The sequence below is a fragment of the Plantibacter sp. CFBP 8798 genome, assembly GCF_014841195.1.
GTDB lineage: Bacteria > Actinomycetota > Actinomycetes > Actinomycetales > Microbacteriaceae > Plantibacter > Plantibacter auratus.
In genome coordinates this window covers 115032-130336 of record NZ_JACYTS010000004.1, presented here as the reverse complement: position 1 = coordinate 130336, position 15305 = coordinate 115032, and the positions used below count along the sequence as shown (strand labels likewise).

The window sequence follows — 15305 nt, the reverse complement described above, 5'->3', positions numbered from 1 at the left end:
TCATGAGCTTCCTCGAATACGCACCAGCCCCGGAGTCCACCTCCGTCCTCCACCTCCGTTCCGAGTACGGCCTCTTCATCGACGGGGAGTTCACCGAGGGCACGGGTGGGACCTTCCAGACGATCTCGCCGAGCACCGAGCAGTCGATCGCGACGATCTCCGCGGCGAGTGACGCCGACGTCGATCGCGCCGTCACCGCCGCGCGGCGTGCCTACGACCGCGTCTGGTCGAAGCTGTCGGGCGCCGACCGCGGCAAGTACCTGTTCCGGATCGCGCGCCTCGTCCAGGAGCGCGCCCGCGAGCTCGCCGTGGCGGAGAGCCTCGACAACGGCAAGCCGATCAAGGAGTCCCGCGACGTCGACGTCCCGCTCGTCGCCGCCTGGTTCTTCTACTACGCCGGTTGGGCCGACAAGCTCGACTACGCGGGCCTCGGCGCGAACCCCCGTGCCCTCGGCGTGGCCGGGCAGGTCATCCCGTGGAACTTCCCGCTCCTCATGCTCGCGTGGAAGGTCGCACCGGCGCTCGCCGCAGGCAACACGGTCGTCATCAAGCCGGCCGAGACCACGCCGCTCACGGCACTCATCTTCGCTGAGATCCTCCAGCAGGCCGAGCTGCCGGCCGGTGTCGTGAACATCGTCACGGGTGCCGGAGCGACGGGGGCGGCGATCGTGCGCCACCCCGACGTCAACAAGGTCGCCTTCACCGGGTCGACCGCCGTCGGGCGCGAGATCGCGAAGACCATCGCCGGCAGCGACAAGCGCCTGACGCTCGAGCTCGGTGGCAAGGCCGCGAACATCGTGTTCGACGACGCACCGATCGACCAGGCCATCGAAGGCATCGTCAACGGCATCTTCTTCAACCAGGGTCACGTCTGCTGCGCCGGATCCCGGCTCCTCGTCCAGGAGAGCATCCACGACGAGGTCGTCGACCGCTTGAAGAGCCGTCTGCAGACGCTGCGCGTCGGCGACCCGCTCGACAAGAACACGGACGTCGGCGCGATCAACTCGGCCGAGCAGCTCGCCCGTATCCGCGAGCTCTCGGACATCGGCGAGCTCGAAGGCGCCGAACGGTGGAGCCCGGACTGCGAGTTGCCCGAGAACGGGTTCTGGTTCGCGCCGACGATCTTCACGAACGTGTCCACCAGCCACCGGATCGCCCGCGAGGAGATCTTCGGGCCGGTCCTCTCGGTCATGTCCTTCCGGACGCCCGCGGAGGCCATCGCGAAGGCGAACAACACCCCGTACGGACTGTCGGCCGGGATCTGGAGCGACAAGGGCAGCCGGATCCTCGCGGTCGCGGACAAGCTCCGCGCCGGCGTCATCTGGGCGAACACCTTCAACCGGTTCGATCCAGCCAGCCCGTTCGGCGGGTACCAGGAGTCGGGGTACGGCCGCGAGGGTGGTCGCCACGGGCTCGGCGCCTACCTCGCGCCGGCCGGTTCCGCAGTGTCCGCCCCCACCGCAGCTCCCAAGGCTGCCAAGAAGGGAGCCCAGCGATGAGCCGGCTCACCATCCCGAAGACCTACAAGCTCGCCATCGGCGGCAAGTTCCCACGCAGCGAATCCGGAAGGACGTACGAGGTGACGAACGCCAAGGGGGAGTTCCTCGCGAACGCATCGCTCGCCTCGCGGAAGGATGCCCGCGACGCGGTGGTCGCCGCACGATCGGCGCTGGCCGGGTGGTCGGGTGCCACCGCCTACAACCGCGGGCAGGTGCTGTACCGCATCGCCGAGCTGCTCGAGGGTCGGCGGGCGCAGTTCATCGAGGAGATCGTCCAGGCTGAAGGCGTCCCGCAGGCGAAGGCCGCAGCACAGGTCGACGAGGCCATCGACCTCTGGGTCTGGTACGCGGGCTGGGCGGACAAGTACGTCCAGGTGGTCGGGGGAGCGAACCCCGTCTCCGGTCCGTACTTCAACCTCTCGGTTCCGGAGCCGACGGGCGTCGTCGCGCTCATCGCGCCGCAGGACTCGTCGCTCCTCGGATTCGTGAGCGTCGTCGCTCCAGCGCTGGTCGCGGGGAACACGGTCGTCGTGATCGCGAGCGAGCGCCTGCCGCTCTCGTCGATCAGCCTCGCCGAGGTGCTCGCCACGAGTGACGTCCCCGGCGGCGTCGTGAACGTGCTGACCGGATCGCCGGCTGAGATGGCTCCGTGGCTCGCATCGCACGCCGACGTCAACGCGATCGACCTCGCCGGCGCCGGCGAGCTCGACTGGATCGAGCTCGAGGTCCTCGCGGCCGAGACGCTCAAACGGGTGGTCCGCCCGAACGGTTCCCGGGGCTCGGTCCTCGCGAGTCTCGACCGGATCACCGCGTTCACCGAGGTGAAGACCGTCTGGCACACGAAGGCGCTCTTGTAGCGACTCGTGGCACCCGCGTGGTGCTTGCACAGCGGCGCCCGGCTGTACAGCCGGGCGCCGCTGTCGTCGACGGGTCGTAACGTTGCACCCATGACCGAATCATCGACTCCGAAGCGCGTGCTCGTCACGGGTGCCACCGGCTACATCGGCGGGCGGCTCGTGCCGCGGCTGCTGGAGGCCGGATACACGGTCCGGGTGCTCGTGCGCTCGCCGCAGAAGCTCACCGACGTGCCCTGGCACGATCAGGTGGAGGTCGTCGAGGGTGATCTCGGTGACGCGGCTCAGGTCGCATCGGCCTGCGTGGACGTCGACGTCGTCTACTACCTCGTGCACTCCATGGGTGGCAAGGGCGACTTCGAGCAGACGGAGCTCGACGCCGCGGAGCACGTGGCCGCCGGCGCTGCCGCGGCAGGGGTGTCGCGCATCGTCTACCTCGGTGGCCTGCACCCCGAGGGCGTCGAGCTGTCGAAGCACCTGCGGTCTCGCACCGAGGTCGGGCGGATCCTGCTCGCCTCGGGCGTTCCGACGATCGTCCTGCAGGCCGGCGTGGTCATCGGTTCGGGATCGACCTCCTTCGAGATGATCCGCCATCTGACGGACATCCTGCCGTACATGCCGGCGCCGCGCTGGGTCCGGAACTTCATCCAGCCGATCGCGGTCCGTGACGTCCTGCACTACCTGCTGGCGAGCGCCGAGGTCGACCGCGACGTGAACCGGGCCTTCGACATCGGCGGCCCCGACGTCCTCCGGTACGGACAGATGATGAACGGCTATGCGGTCGAGGCCGGCCTCCCGCAGCGCCCGATCGCGCCGCTCCCGGTCCTCACCCCGTGGTTGGCCTCGCAGTGGGTGAACCTCGTGACCCCGATCCCGCGCCGGCTCGCGTCGCCGATCATCGAGTCGCTGCTCGTCGACTGCGTCATGGGCGACCACGACATCGACGCGGTCATCCCGCCGCCGGAGGGCGGTCTGACGGGGTACCGACGCGCGGTGCGCCTCGCGCTGCAGCGCATGCGCGACGGTGAGGTCGAGACCTCCTGGCGGAACGCGACCGTGGACGGCGCGCCGAGCGACCCGCTGCCGAGCGACCCCGACTGGGCCGGGCACACCGTCTACATCGATCTCAAGGAACGGAAGACCTCCGCGGGCGCCGACCGGCTCTTCTCGGTGATCGAGTCCATCGGCGGCGAGAACGGGTGGTACTCCTTCCCGTTGGCGTGGGCGATCCGTGGCTGGATGGACAAGCTCGTCGGTGGTGTCGGGTTGCGACGTGGTCGCGACGATCCGCAGCACCTGAGCGTCGGGGACGCCCTCGACTTCTGGCGCGTGGAGTACCTCGAACGGGGTCGGATGCTTCGCCTGCGCGCCGAGATGCGCGTGCCCGGTCTCGCGTGGCTGGAGATGAGCGCGACCCCGGTCGGGGACGGCTCGGTCTACCGGCAGCGCGCCGTCTTCTTCCCGAAGGGGCTCGGCGGACGCCTCTACTGGTTCGCGATCCTGCCGTTCCACGGGATCATCTTCAACGGGATGGCGAACCGCATCACGGAGGCGGCCGTCGCGCTGCCGTCCGAGTCCTCGGCCCAACGGAAGAGCCGGGTGGGGCCGGTGTCCCCGGAGGAGCACGAGGCGGTCGACTCCGCCGAGGCGGACCTGCAGGCCTCACGACCCACCCCGGAGGCCGCGGAGTAGCGTGGGCGTATGAGCGAACCCACCGTCGTCACCGTCACCGGAGCCGGAGGCCAGATCGGCTACTCCCTGCTCTTGCGCATCGCGTCAGGTCAGCTGCTGGGGCCGGACCGGCCCGTCGTCCTGCGCCTGCTCGAGATCCCGCAGGGTCTCGGAGCGGCCGAGGGGACGGCCTTGGAACTGCAGGACTGCGCGTTCCCGCTCCTGGCCGGGGTGGAGGCGACGACCGAGATGTCGCGCGCCTTCGACGGGGTGGACGTCGCCCTGCTCGTCGGTGCCCGTCCACGTGGTCCGGGCATGGAACGAGCCGACCTCCTCGCGGCCAACGGCGGGATCTTCGCACCGCAGGGCGCGGCGATCGGAGCCGGTGCGGCCGACGACGTGCGCGTCCTGGTGGTCGGCAACCCGGCCAACACGAACGCACTCATCGCGCAGTCGGCCGCCGCCGGGGTGCCGGCCGAACGGTTCACCGCCCTGACCCGACTCGACCACAACCGCGCCGTCGCGCAGTTGGCCGCCAAGACCGGCGCAGCCGTGTCCGAGATCGACGGCGTCGTGATCTGGGGCAATCACTCGGCGACCCAGGTGCCGGACCTCTCCCACGCGACGGTCGGTGGTCGTCCGGCCCTCGAACTCGTCGACGAGGAGTGGATCGCCGACGAGTTCATCCCACGGGTGGCGAAGCGCGGTGCGGAGATCATCGCGGTCCGGGGCTCGTCGTCCGCCGCCTCGGCCGCTGCCGCCGCCATCGATCACGTGCATGACTGGGTGAACGGCACGGCGACCCCGGGTCGGCCGGAGCGCTGGACGTCCGTGGCGCTCCCCTCGGAGGGCTGGTACGGCGTGCCGGAGGGGCTCGTGAGTTCGTTCCCGGCCCGCTCGGTCGACGGACGCTGGGAGGTCGTCGAGGGGCTCGACATCGCGCCCGTCTGGCAGCGGCGCATCGACGCCTCCGTGGCGGAACTCGAGGAGGAGCGGGCGGCGGTGCGGGCGCTCGACCTGCTCGGCTGACCCGGCGATCGCGTCCCGCGGACGGTTGCAAGGGGTACCCCCTGGGGGTATAGTTAGGGCTCCGATCCACTGAGGAGGACGCATGTCCGAAACCACCGCAACCACCACCTACCGGGTCGACGGCATGACCTGCGCGCACTGCGTGTCCGCCGTCACGACCGAGCTCTTCGCGCTCTCCGGCGTCGACGGGGTCGCCGTGGATCTCGACGCGGGGACGGTCACGGTCTCGGGCGCCTCGTCGGCCGACGAGGTGGCCATCGGTGCCGGCGTCCAGGAGGCCGGCTACACCCTCGTGGGTCGTCGCTGATGAGCGCGCCACTCATCCAGCTCGACCTCGACATCGAGGGCATGACCTGCGCGAGCTGCGTGGCACGCGTCGAGAAGCGGCTGACCGCGCTCGACGGTGTCGAGGCGCAGGTCAACCTCGCGACCGAACGGGCGACGGTGACCGCGCCCTCCTCCGTCACCGCGGACGAGCTGGTCGCGGCCGTCGCGAAGGCCGGCTACACGGCGACGGTGCGTCCGCCCGCTGACGAACGCGCCGCGGCGGACCGGGAGCAGACTCCGACCTCGGGAACGACGTCCGACCCCTCGGCGACCGTGACGACGCTGCGCACCCGCCTCCTCGTCAGCGCGGTGCTGGCGCTGCCCGTCGTGCTGCTCGCGATGATCCCCGCTTGGCAGTTCGACCACTGGCAGTGGCTCTCCCTCACGCTCGCGACGCCGGTCGTCTTCTGGGGTGGGTACCCGTTCCACCGGGCGACGTTCGCGACGCTGCGGCACGGCTCGGTGACGATGGACACCCTCATCACGCTCGGGACGGGGGCCGCGTACCTGTGGTCCGTCTGGGCGCTCTTCTTCGGCATGGCCGGGATGACGGGCATGCGGCACGAGTTCACCTTCTTCGCACCCGACGCCGACCCGTCGAGCGCGCTGTACCTCGAGATGGCCGCCGGCGTGACCGTCTTCCTGCTCGCCGGCCGTCTCATCGAGCAGCGGTCGAAGCGTGCGGCAGGCGAGGCGCTCCGGGACCTCATGACGCTGGGCGCCTCCGAGGTCTCCGTGCTCCGGCACCGTGCGGCGGACCCCGCTGACCTCATGGCGCCCACCCGGACCGAGGAACGGATCCCGATCGAGCAGCTGCTCGTCGGAGACCACTTCCTCGTGCGTCCCGGTGAGTCCGTCGCCACCGATGGAATCGTCGTCGAGGGGGCGGCGAGTGTCGACGAGAGTCTCGTCACGGGGGAGTCCGTCCCGGTCGAGCTCGTAGCCGGCTCGAGGGTCATCGGTGGCACGATCGCGCGCGGCGGCAGTCTCGTCGTGCGGGCGACGGCCGTCGGCGCCGAGACGCAGCTGGCGCGCATGGCGCAAGCGGTCGAGGCGGCGCAGCTCGGGAAGAGCCGGGTCCAACGGCTCGCCGACCGCGTCTCGAGCGTGTTCGTCCCGGTCGTCCTGGTGATCGCCCTCGGCACCGCCATCGTGTGGGCGCTCACCGGCTCGACCTTGGAGGCGGCGTTCACCGCCGCGGTCGCCGTCCTCATCATCGCCTGCCCGTGTGCGCTGGGGCTCGCGACCCCGGTGGCCCTCCTCGTCGGGACGGGGCGTGGCGCGCAGCTCGGTATCCTCATCGCCGGACCGGAGGCGCTCGAGCGGGCGAGCGGCATCGACCGCATCCTGCTCGACAAGACAGGGACGGTCACGTCCGGGCGGATGAGCGTCACGGAGGTCTGGGCGTCCGGTGCGACGGATGAGGTGCTCGCCCTCGGCGCGGCGCTCGAAGCGGCCTCCGAGCACCCCATCGCCGAGGCGATCGTCGCCGAAGCGACCCGCCGCGATGCAGCTCGTCCGGTGGTCTCGGACTTCGCGAGCCTCGAGGGGCTCGGCGTCACCGGCACGATCAACGGAGGAACCGTGTTGGCCGGACGTCCCGCCTTCGCGGAGGACCAGGGCTTCCGCATCGGGCCGGACGCGGCGAGCGCCCTGGCTGCAGCCGCGGAACGTGCGAGCACCGTGGTGGTCGTCGCCTGGGACGGCGAGGTCCGCGGCGTCGTCGAGGTCGCCGACACCGTGAAGCCGGAGGCCCGCGCCGCCATCGGACGTGCCGTGTCCCTGGGGATGACACCGGTACTCCTCACCGGCGACAACGCGGCCGTCGCAGCGCGGGTCGCGGGCGAGGTCGGGATCACCGAGGTGATCGCCGACGCGAGCCCCTCCGACAAGGTCGCCGCCGTCGAACGGCTCCAGGCGGCCGGTCACCGCGTCGCCATGATCGGCGACGGGGTGAACGACGCAGCGGCGATCGCCACGGCCGATCTCGGGATCGCCATGGGGACGGGTACGGATGCGGCCAAGGGCGCAGCCGACCTCAGCATCGTCTCCGGTTCCCTCGCCACGGCGATCGACGCCGTCCGGCTCTCCCGGCGGACGCTCGGGATCATCCGCGGCAACCTGTTCTGGGCGTTCGCCTACAACGTGGCGGCGATCCCGCTCGCCGCGCTCGGCCTCCTCAACCCGATGATCGCGGGTGCGGCGATGGCGTTCTCTAGCGTGTTCGTCGTGCTCAACAGCCTGCGCCTCCGCCGGTTCCGTCCCGCCGCCTGAGGTTACCCGTCGACCGGTGGGCTGCGGCGGATACACTGTCCGCAGAACCGGTCGACGTGGATGGGTGGTGGTGAGGTGTCCAGTCCGTGGCTGGCGGCCCCGGCGCGTGCCGAAGCGCAGCGCGGACTCGTCCGACGGCTCGTCCGCGAGTCGTGGGAACGGTCGATGGGCCGTCACCTCGACCCGGACAACCTCATGCCGGAGCTCGCCTTCGACGAGGACGAGTTGCGCGACCACCGGCTCGGGCACCCGCTCGCCGGCGTCCTCCCGGTGATCACCAAGCTGCTGGTCAACGACGCGGACGACGACTCCGGCATGCTCGTCGCGGTGGGCGACGCCATGGGCAGACTGCTCTGGGTGGACGGCGACCGTCATCTGCGGCGACGGGCGGAGGGCATGCTCTTCGTCGAGGGTGCCGGGTGGTCGGAGCGGGAGGTGGGGACGAGCGCCCCGGGCACCGCGCTCGAACTCGACCACGGCATCCAGATCCACGCGGCCGAGCACTTCAACCGCCTCGTGCACCCGTGGAGCTGCACGGCGGTCCCGGTGCACGATCCCGAGACCCGGCAGATCATCGGCGTGATCGACATCACCGGTGGCCCGCAGGCGGTCGCCTCACATGCGCTGCCGCTCATGGAGGCGACCGCGGCCGCCGTCGAGTCCGAGATCATGGTGCAGCGGCTGCGCGCGGTCGCCGACCGCCGGTTCACCGGTCGCCCACGCACGGACACACCCCGCCGGACGACCACGGTGCGGCCCGGCCTGCAGGCGCTCGGCCGTGACACCGGCCTGCTGGTCGGACACGGGGCGAGCCGCCCGACCGAGCTCAGCCGACGGCATGCCGAGATCCTGACCCTGCTGGCCTGGCACCACCAGGGCCTCAGCGCCGACGCGCTCGCCGGGCTGCTCTACGACGCGGACGAGGCGTCGGTCACCCTCCGGGCGGAGCTCGTCCGGCTGCGGAAGGTGCTCGGCGGGACCGCGCCGACACTCGTGCCGGCCTCGCGGCCGTACCGGCTCACCACCCCGCTCCAGCTCGACGCCCACCAGGTGCTGTCCCTCCTCGACCGCGGCGCCCACCGCGCCGCGCTCGCCGCGTACCCGGGCCCGCTCCTGCCGGACTCCACCGCCCCCGGTGTCGTCGACCTCCGCGACCGGGTCGCGACGCGCCTCCGCGAGGCGATGCTGACCGACGCCTCGGCGGACCTGCTGCATGACTACATCCGGACGGCGGCCGCGCCCGACGACGTCGAGGTCCTGCACGCCTGCCTCCGACTGCTGCCGCCGCGGTCACCGAAGCGTGCTGGCCTCGTCGCCCGCATCGAGGCGATCGACGCCGAGCTCTCGGTGTCCTGACGGCCGATCCGGTCCGCGGTCCTCGTCGCAACCTCCTGCAACCTCCTGCAACCTCCTGCCGACTAGCGTCGACGGCACGCACCTGAGCGGTGCGCCACCGACAATGTCGTCGAGAAGGAGTGACATGACCGTCTACGCCAACCCGGGTACCGAAGGTGCCGTGTTCAGCTACGCCCCCCGCTACGACCACTTCATCGGGGGCGAGTACGTCCCGCCCGCGAACGGGCAGTACTTCGAGAACCAGACCCCGGTCACCGGAGCCGTGTTCACCGAGATCGCCCGAGGCACCGCGGCCGACGTGGACCGAGCGGTCGAGGCGGGATGGAGGGCGTTCCCCGCCTGGTCGAAGACGAGCGTCGCCGAGCGCGCGGTGATCCTCAACCGCATCGCCGACCGCATGGAGGAGCACCTCGAGGAGATCGCCGTCGCCGAGAGCTGGGAGAACGGCAAGCCGGTCCGCGAGACCCTGGCCGCCGACATCCCCTTGGCGATCGACCACTTCCGCTATTTCGCGGGGGCGATCCGCGCTCAGGAGGGCGGCATCTCGGAACTCGACCACGACACGGTCGCCTACCACTTCCACGAACCGCTCGGCGTGGTCGGGCAGATCATCCCCTGGAACTTCCCGATCCTCATGGCGGTGTGGAAGCTCGCACCGGCGCTCGCCGCAGGCAACTGCGTCGTGCTGAAGCCGGCCGAGCAGACCCCGGCGTCGATCCATCTCATCGTCGACCTCGTGAAGGACCTGCTGCCGGCCGGCGTGCTCAACGTCGTCAACGGCTTCGGCATCGAGGCCGGCGCCCCGCTGGCCTCCCACCCGCGGATCCGGAAGATCGCGTTCACCGGTGAGACCACGACCGGTCGCCTGATCATGCAGTACGCGAGCGAGAACCTCATCCCCGTGACGCTGGAGCTCGGCGGCAAGAGCCCGAACGTGTTCTTCGAAGACGTGGCGCGCGAGCACGACCAGTACTACGAGAAGGCGCAGGAGGGCTTCAGTATGTTCGCCCTGAACCAGGGCGAGGTCTGCACCTGCCCAAGTCGGGCGCTCGTCCAGCGCTCCATCTACGACGGCTTCGTGGGCGACGCGCTGACCCGCATCGGCAAGATCAAGCAGGGCAACCCGCTCGACACCGACACGATGATCGGTGCCCAGGCGTCGAACGACCAGCTCGAGAAGATCCTCTCCTACATGGACATCGGCAAGCAAGGCGGCGCGAAGCTGCTCATCGGCGGCGAGCGAGCCGACCTCGGCGGTGAGTTGAGCGGCGGGTTCTACGTCCAGCCGACCGTCTTCGAGGGGACGAACGACATGCGAATCTTCCAGGAGGAGATCTTCGGGCCCGTGCTCGCACTCACGAGCTTCGCGGACTACGACGAGGCGATCTCCATCGCGAACGACACCCTCTACGGCCTCGGTGCCGGTGTGTGGAGCCGTGAGGCGACGACGCTGTACCGGGCCGGGCGGGCGATCGAGGCGGGACGCGTCTGGTCGAACACCTACCACCAGTACCCGGCGCACGCGGCGTTCGGCGGGTACAAGCAGTCGGGGATCGGCCGGGAGAACCACAAGATGATGCTCGACCACTACCAGCAGACGAAGAACCTGCTCGTGAGCTACGCGGAGGGGCCGATGGGCTTCTTCTGATCCACATCCCGGTCCCTGAGCCCCCACCCGGTCCCTGAGCTTGTCGAAGGGCGCCCTTCGACAGGCTCAGGGGCCGGCGGAGGGGAAGGGCCGGATACACGACATGACGAAGGAGGACAGCATGACCGGACGGGTCGACGTCACCGACGCTGCGGCCGCGCTGGTGCGGGAGATGACCGCGCTGCACGGACCGCTCATGTTCCATCAGTCCGGCGGATGCTGCGACGGGAGTTCGCCCATGTGCTACCCCGTCGGGATGTTCCGCACGGGCGCGGTCGACGTCCTGCTCGACTCGCTTGACGTGCCCGGGCTCGACGCGCCCGTCGAGGTCTACATGTCGCGTTCCCAGTTCGAGTACTGGAAGTACACGCACCTGACGATCGACGTGGTGCAGGGGCGCGGCAGCGGGTTCAGCGTCGAGGCCCCGACGGGGCAGCGCTTCCTCATCCGCTCGCGCATGCTCGACGACGCCGAACTCGAGCGGTTCGGACTCACCTAGAACGATCGCGGCCCAGGCTCCACCTGAAACGCCCTTTCTCGCGGATTGGCGCCTCAATTGCTGTCGAGAGTTGCTGACTGTTCGGATGCAGATTCGCGCGCCCCGGCGGAACGGCCGGCCAGGGGTACCAGCTGGTCGTGCCAGCTGAGTACGATCTCATTTGCCTCCGACCTAAGTTTCTCGGATTTTTCATGTGTTTCTGCTAAGTCTCGAAACGTTCGCCCAAGATGTGCTCGCTCGCGCCACGCGTCGGCTGACTTCATCTGGCCAGGTTGAAGTTCAGACCCATCGATGGCCAGCTTCGCTTCTGAGACTGCCTCCATAAGGGGCCCCAGCACGTCGGAAAAATCTGGGGCGACTCGCACGGCACGCAAAAGGCTCGTCACATGTGGGTGCAAGTCGATCGTTGATGCTGAATAGATAGTTGCCAGATCGAGCGCATCCCGAGCGATAGGAAGTAAGTCCGTGGCTTCTCGATGGAGTAACGCGAGTTGCTGCTGTTGATTTCGAGCCCTGACCCGTTTCCGTTGGTATGCCAAGTTTATGGCCTCATGCTGAGCGATTTTGATAGGATCTTTCTCCACCGCGGCGAGCCACGACGGCAAGAGCGAATCGACCTTCGCTAGTGCGTCGAGGAGCCCAGTGGGAGTCGCCTCCTCTGGCGATCCAGCAGCTTCCGCCTCTAGCTCAATCTGCCTAACTTCTTCTTGCAGCTCCACGAGCCGTTGGGCCAGTCGGTTAATCGAGAGTCGGTAGTCCGTGGTCGAGGGGTCCTGTAACCGCAATGAGGTCCAGTCAACGTACTGAGTGCGAGCAGTCAGAGCAACGAGCTCATCAGAATGCTCTGGGCCGAATGCCGGCACTGAGACGTAATTGAGCGGTAAGAGGAGCTTGGATACGCCGCGACTTTCGGCTTGCGCATAAAAGTCGAGCAGTTCGCGTCGACACTCGGGTCGTTTGAAGTAGCGTGGGCTGAGCACTGGGATGAAGAAGCTGCTCATCGAGAGTGCGCCATCGATGGTCTCACGCCACTGGTTCCCCCAGGCAAGGTCATCGCGATCCACGAACATTCGGAGTGGTTCACCGGTCAGCAGCGCGTATTCCTCTTGAAGGTGCGTAGCGAGCAACAAGAGTCGTCCCCGGTCGAACTTGTCGTCGTCGTGCGCGTAGCTCCAGAATACCGTGGTGGCGTCAGTCATGCTGGCATCGTATCTGTAGGGGGATTGTTGCGCTGACAAACCTCGAACGAAGTCGTGTTACAGATCCTGCGCGCTGCAGCCACTGATCGAGGCAGGATCCCGGGCATGGGTCGGGAAAGGGATTAAAATATCTGTGATCGGCCCGCGAGGTAAGTGAAGCGATCTTCGGTGGGTAGAGGTGAATTTCTACCGGGAATCGTTTGTCAGCAGTGGTCTGATCTACCCGCAAGTCGAGGATTCGCTACGAACGCAGTCGGTTCATCGTGCAACACTCGTGCACCGCTTGCGTGGCCCGAAACTGACCTGCATTGGTGTCTCAAAGGGGGCGAGTTCCCACATTGTGAGCATCGGCTGGCCTCCAATTGAATGGCGGATTGTGGCAGAATAGAGAGACAAGCTGAGTGCAGTGAGCGGGCATTGCCTCGATGTCAGCGCAGATTTCGCACACGTGAAGGGATTTCACTGCCCGCTTGGTTCGCAAGCGACGTATATTACGTATGGGCTGTATTCTCTACACGTCCGGACGACGATGGCGGGCCTTCGGGGGCCGGCGTCTCGTGGGTCTAGCGCCGTGCCACACGTGCCTCGCTCGCGACCGATGCGGCCGATGGCGTAGACTGGGCACACGCCCGTCGGGCGCCCGTGTCGGTCTCGTGCAACGCTCTGTTGCTCCACGACGACCAGTCGGGCCCGACGCCCGTCTCTTCCGGCCCCTCGGCCGATGAGGCTCTTCGACTGCTCAGGAGGAGCATGCCGCACACCGGCCAGCAACGCCGTTCCCAGGGGCGTTCCAGCACCCGTTCATCTGGCCGCTCGAACCCCAGAGGGTCCTCGTCGCGTCACGACGACGACGCGCCGATCATCCCCATCCTCGCTCGCAAGGTGCGCGAGGTCGAGGCGAAGGCGCAGAAGGGCAAGGTCGGGCCAACCAACCGGACCAAGTACCAGGTCATCGCCTTCCTCGTCCGCGAGGAACGCGCCAGGGTCAAGGCCGACACGAGCTACAGCGACGCCACGCGGGCCGAGCTCCTGAAGCGCCTCGACGGTGTGGCGACCATCCTCGCCAAGACGGCGGCGCGCGACACCTCGCTCATCCAGCTCCTCGAGGCCGACGCCGCGACGAGCCCCGTCGCGCAGCGGCTCCGGCGCGACTGGCTCCTCGAGTCGGGCGCCGAACTCAGCGCCGACGAACTCATCATCACCGTCGAGAAGCCCGTCGTGGAATCAGTCGTCCCGGCCGAGCTCGCCGAGAAGCAGGTCATCCCGCAGTCGGTCAAGGCACGTCAGTTGGCCAATCCGTTCCTCGCCCCGGACTTCAGCCAGGCGGCACCGCAGCCGACCGTGCGTCGACGACTCGACAGCTGGGAGCTCATGGGCCCCCTGTACAAGGCGTTCGAGCTCGGTTCCGGCGGGGGAGCGGCCTCGATGGACCTGCCCGAGGCCCCGAAGCTCGACCGGCTCTCGCCGCGCGGCCTCGAGGTCATGAAGCACCAGGCGCGCTTCGTCGAGAGCGTCCGTGAAGGACACCGTTCCTTCCTGCTCGCCGACGAGCCGGGCCTCGGCAAGACCGCGCAGTCGGTCCTCGCCGCCTCGGTCGCCGAGGCGTACCCGCTCCTCGTCATCGTGCCGAACGTCGTCAAGATGAACTGGGCGCGCGAGGTCGAGCGCTGGACGCCGCACCGACGCGCCACGGTCATCCACGGCGACGGCCAGGCGCTCGACGCCTTCGCCGACGTCATCATCGTGAACTACGAGGTCCTCGACCGCCACCTGGCCTGGCTCGGGACGCTCGGCTTCCGCGGCATGGTGGTCGACGAGGCGCACTTCATCAAGAACCTCCACTCCCAGCGCTCGCAGCACGTGCTGTCGCTCGCGAACCGGATCCGGAAGGCGACGCCCGGTCAGGACCCGCTGCTGCTCGCGCTGACGGGTACGCCGCTGATCAACGACGTCGAGGACTTCAACGCCATCTGGCAGTTCCTCGGCTGGATCAAGGACGGCAAGCCGACCGCCGAACTCATGGAGCGGCTCGAGGACACCGGCCTGACCCCGGCCGAGCACGCCTTCTACGCCGCCGCGCGGTCCGCCGTCATCGACATGGGCATCGTGCGCCGCAAGAAGCTCGACGTCGCCAAGGACCTGCCCGCCAAGCGCGTCGCCGACCTCCCGGTCGAGCTCGACGACGAGGCGATCCGGTCCATCCGCGACGCGGAGGCCGAGCTCGGGCAACGGCTCAAGTCCCGCTACGTGCGGGTCCTGGAGTCGCGTGGTGAGCGCGTCGACGCGCTGCACGATCCGAACACCGACCTCATGCGCATGGTCGCCCAGGCCGAGCTCGACGAGTCCAAGGCCGCCGGTGGCACGGAGAACGTGTTCACCATGATCCGCAAGATCGGTCAAGCGAAGGCCGTCCTCGCCGCCGACTACACGGCGCAGCTCGCGAGGTCCGTGGGCAAGGTCGTGTTCTTCGCGAAGCACATCGACGTCATGAACGCGGCCGAGCAGTTGTTCGCGGGTCGCGGCTTGAAGACGGTGTCGCTCCGCGGCGACCAGACCGCGCAGGCGCGTCAGGCCGCGATCGACGCGTTCAACACCGATCCGGAGGTCGCGGTCGCCGTCTGTTCGCTCACCGCCGCCGGCGTCGGCGTCAACCTGCAGGCCGCCTCCAACGTCGTGCTCGCCGAGTTGTCCTGGACGGCCGCCGAGCAGACCCAGGCGATCGACCGCGTGCACCGCATCGGTCAGGAGGAGCCGGTCACCGCCTGGCGCATCATCGCCGCGCACACGATCGACGCGAAGGTCGCGGAACTCATCGACAGCAAGCAGGGCCTGGCCGCTCGCGCGCTCGACGGCAGCGACCAGGACGTCGCGTCGGTCGACTCGGTGCAGCTGAACGCCCTCGTCCACCTGCTCCGCGAGGCGCTGGGCGCCTGACGTCCGGTTCGTCCG

Annotated in this window: 11 protein-coding genes; 10 read left to right on the top strand and 1 reads right to left on the bottom strand. The window is 68.8% G+C overall.

Going from position 1 to position 15305, the window contains the following annotated elements; genetic code table 11:
* Positions 1-2: 2 nt before the first annotated feature.
* From IFU30_RS18260 to IFU30_RS18220, 9 genes are all read left to right on the top strand, one after another.
* Entirely contained in the window at positions 3-1499 is a 1497-nt protein-coding gene (locus IFU30_RS18260; RefSeq protein WP_124769557.1) for an aldehyde dehydrogenase family protein, read from the top strand.
* Complete coding sequence (locus IFU30_RS18255) at positions 1496-2356, top strand: aldehyde dehydrogenase family protein (RefSeq protein ID WP_192006619.1); 861 nt, start codon at positions 1496-1498, stop codon at positions 2354-2356. The genes IFU30_RS18260 and IFU30_RS18255 overlap by 4 nt, the downstream gene beginning before the upstream one ends.
* Before the next feature lie 90 nt (positions 2357-2446).
* Positions 2447-4045, top strand: a complete 1599-nt coding sequence (locus IFU30_RS18250; RefSeq protein WP_192006617.1) for an SDR family oxidoreductase — start codon at positions 2447-2449, stop codon at positions 4043-4045.
* A gap of 9 nt (positions 4046-4054) precedes the next feature.
* On the top strand, positions 4055-5053 hold the full coding sequence (locus IFU30_RS18245) for a malate dehydrogenase (protein WP_192006615.1): 999 nt from the start codon (positions 4055-4057) through the stop codon (positions 5051-5053).
* A gap of 82 nt (positions 5054-5135) precedes the next feature.
* Complete coding sequence (locus IFU30_RS18240) at positions 5136-5360, top strand: heavy-metal-associated domain-containing protein (protein ID WP_192006613.1); 225 nt, start codon at positions 5136-5138, stop codon at positions 5358-5360.
* Positions 5360-7654 (top strand): heavy metal translocating P-type ATPase, encoded by a 2295-nt coding sequence (locus IFU30_RS18235; protein WP_192006611.1) that lies wholly within the window; start codon positions 5360-5362, stop codon positions 7652-7654. The genes IFU30_RS18240 and IFU30_RS18235 overlap by 1 nt, the downstream gene beginning before the upstream one ends.
* Before the next feature lie 75 nt (positions 7655-7729).
* Positions 7730-9010 carry a GAF domain-containing protein gene (locus tag IFU30_RS18230; RefSeq protein ID WP_192006609.1) on the top strand — a complete coding sequence of 427 codons (1281 nt, stop codon included), beginning with the start codon at positions 7730-7732 and terminating at the stop codon, positions 9008-9010.
* A gap of 124 nt (positions 9011-9134) precedes the next feature.
* Entirely contained in the window at positions 9135-10658 is a 1524-nt protein-coding gene (gene exaC, locus IFU30_RS18225; protein ID WP_192006608.1) for an acetaldehyde dehydrogenase ExaC, read from the top strand.
* A 121-nt stretch (positions 10659-10779) separates the two neighbouring features.
* Positions 10780-11157 carry a DUF779 domain-containing protein gene (locus tag IFU30_RS18220; RefSeq protein ID WP_192006606.1) on the top strand — a complete coding sequence of 126 codons (378 nt, stop codon included), beginning with the start codon at positions 10780-10782 and terminating at the stop codon, positions 11155-11157.
* 53 nt (positions 11158-11210) lie between these two features.
* Here IFU30_RS18220 and IFU30_RS18215 read toward each other — a convergent pair whose 3' ends face one another.
* Positions 11211-12356 carry a toll/interleukin-1 receptor domain-containing protein gene (locus tag IFU30_RS18215; protein WP_192006604.1) on the bottom strand — a complete coding sequence of 382 codons (1146 nt, stop codon included), beginning with the start codon at positions 12354-12356 and terminating at the stop codon, positions 11211-11213.
* Between the two features lie 750 nt (positions 12357-13106).
* Between IFU30_RS18215 and IFU30_RS18210 the strand changes: the two genes are divergently transcribed.
* Entirely contained in the window at positions 13107-15290 is a 2184-nt protein-coding gene (locus tag IFU30_RS18210; protein WP_086473909.1) for a DEAD/DEAH box helicase, read from the top strand.
* Positions 15291-15305: the final 15 nt, after the last annotated feature.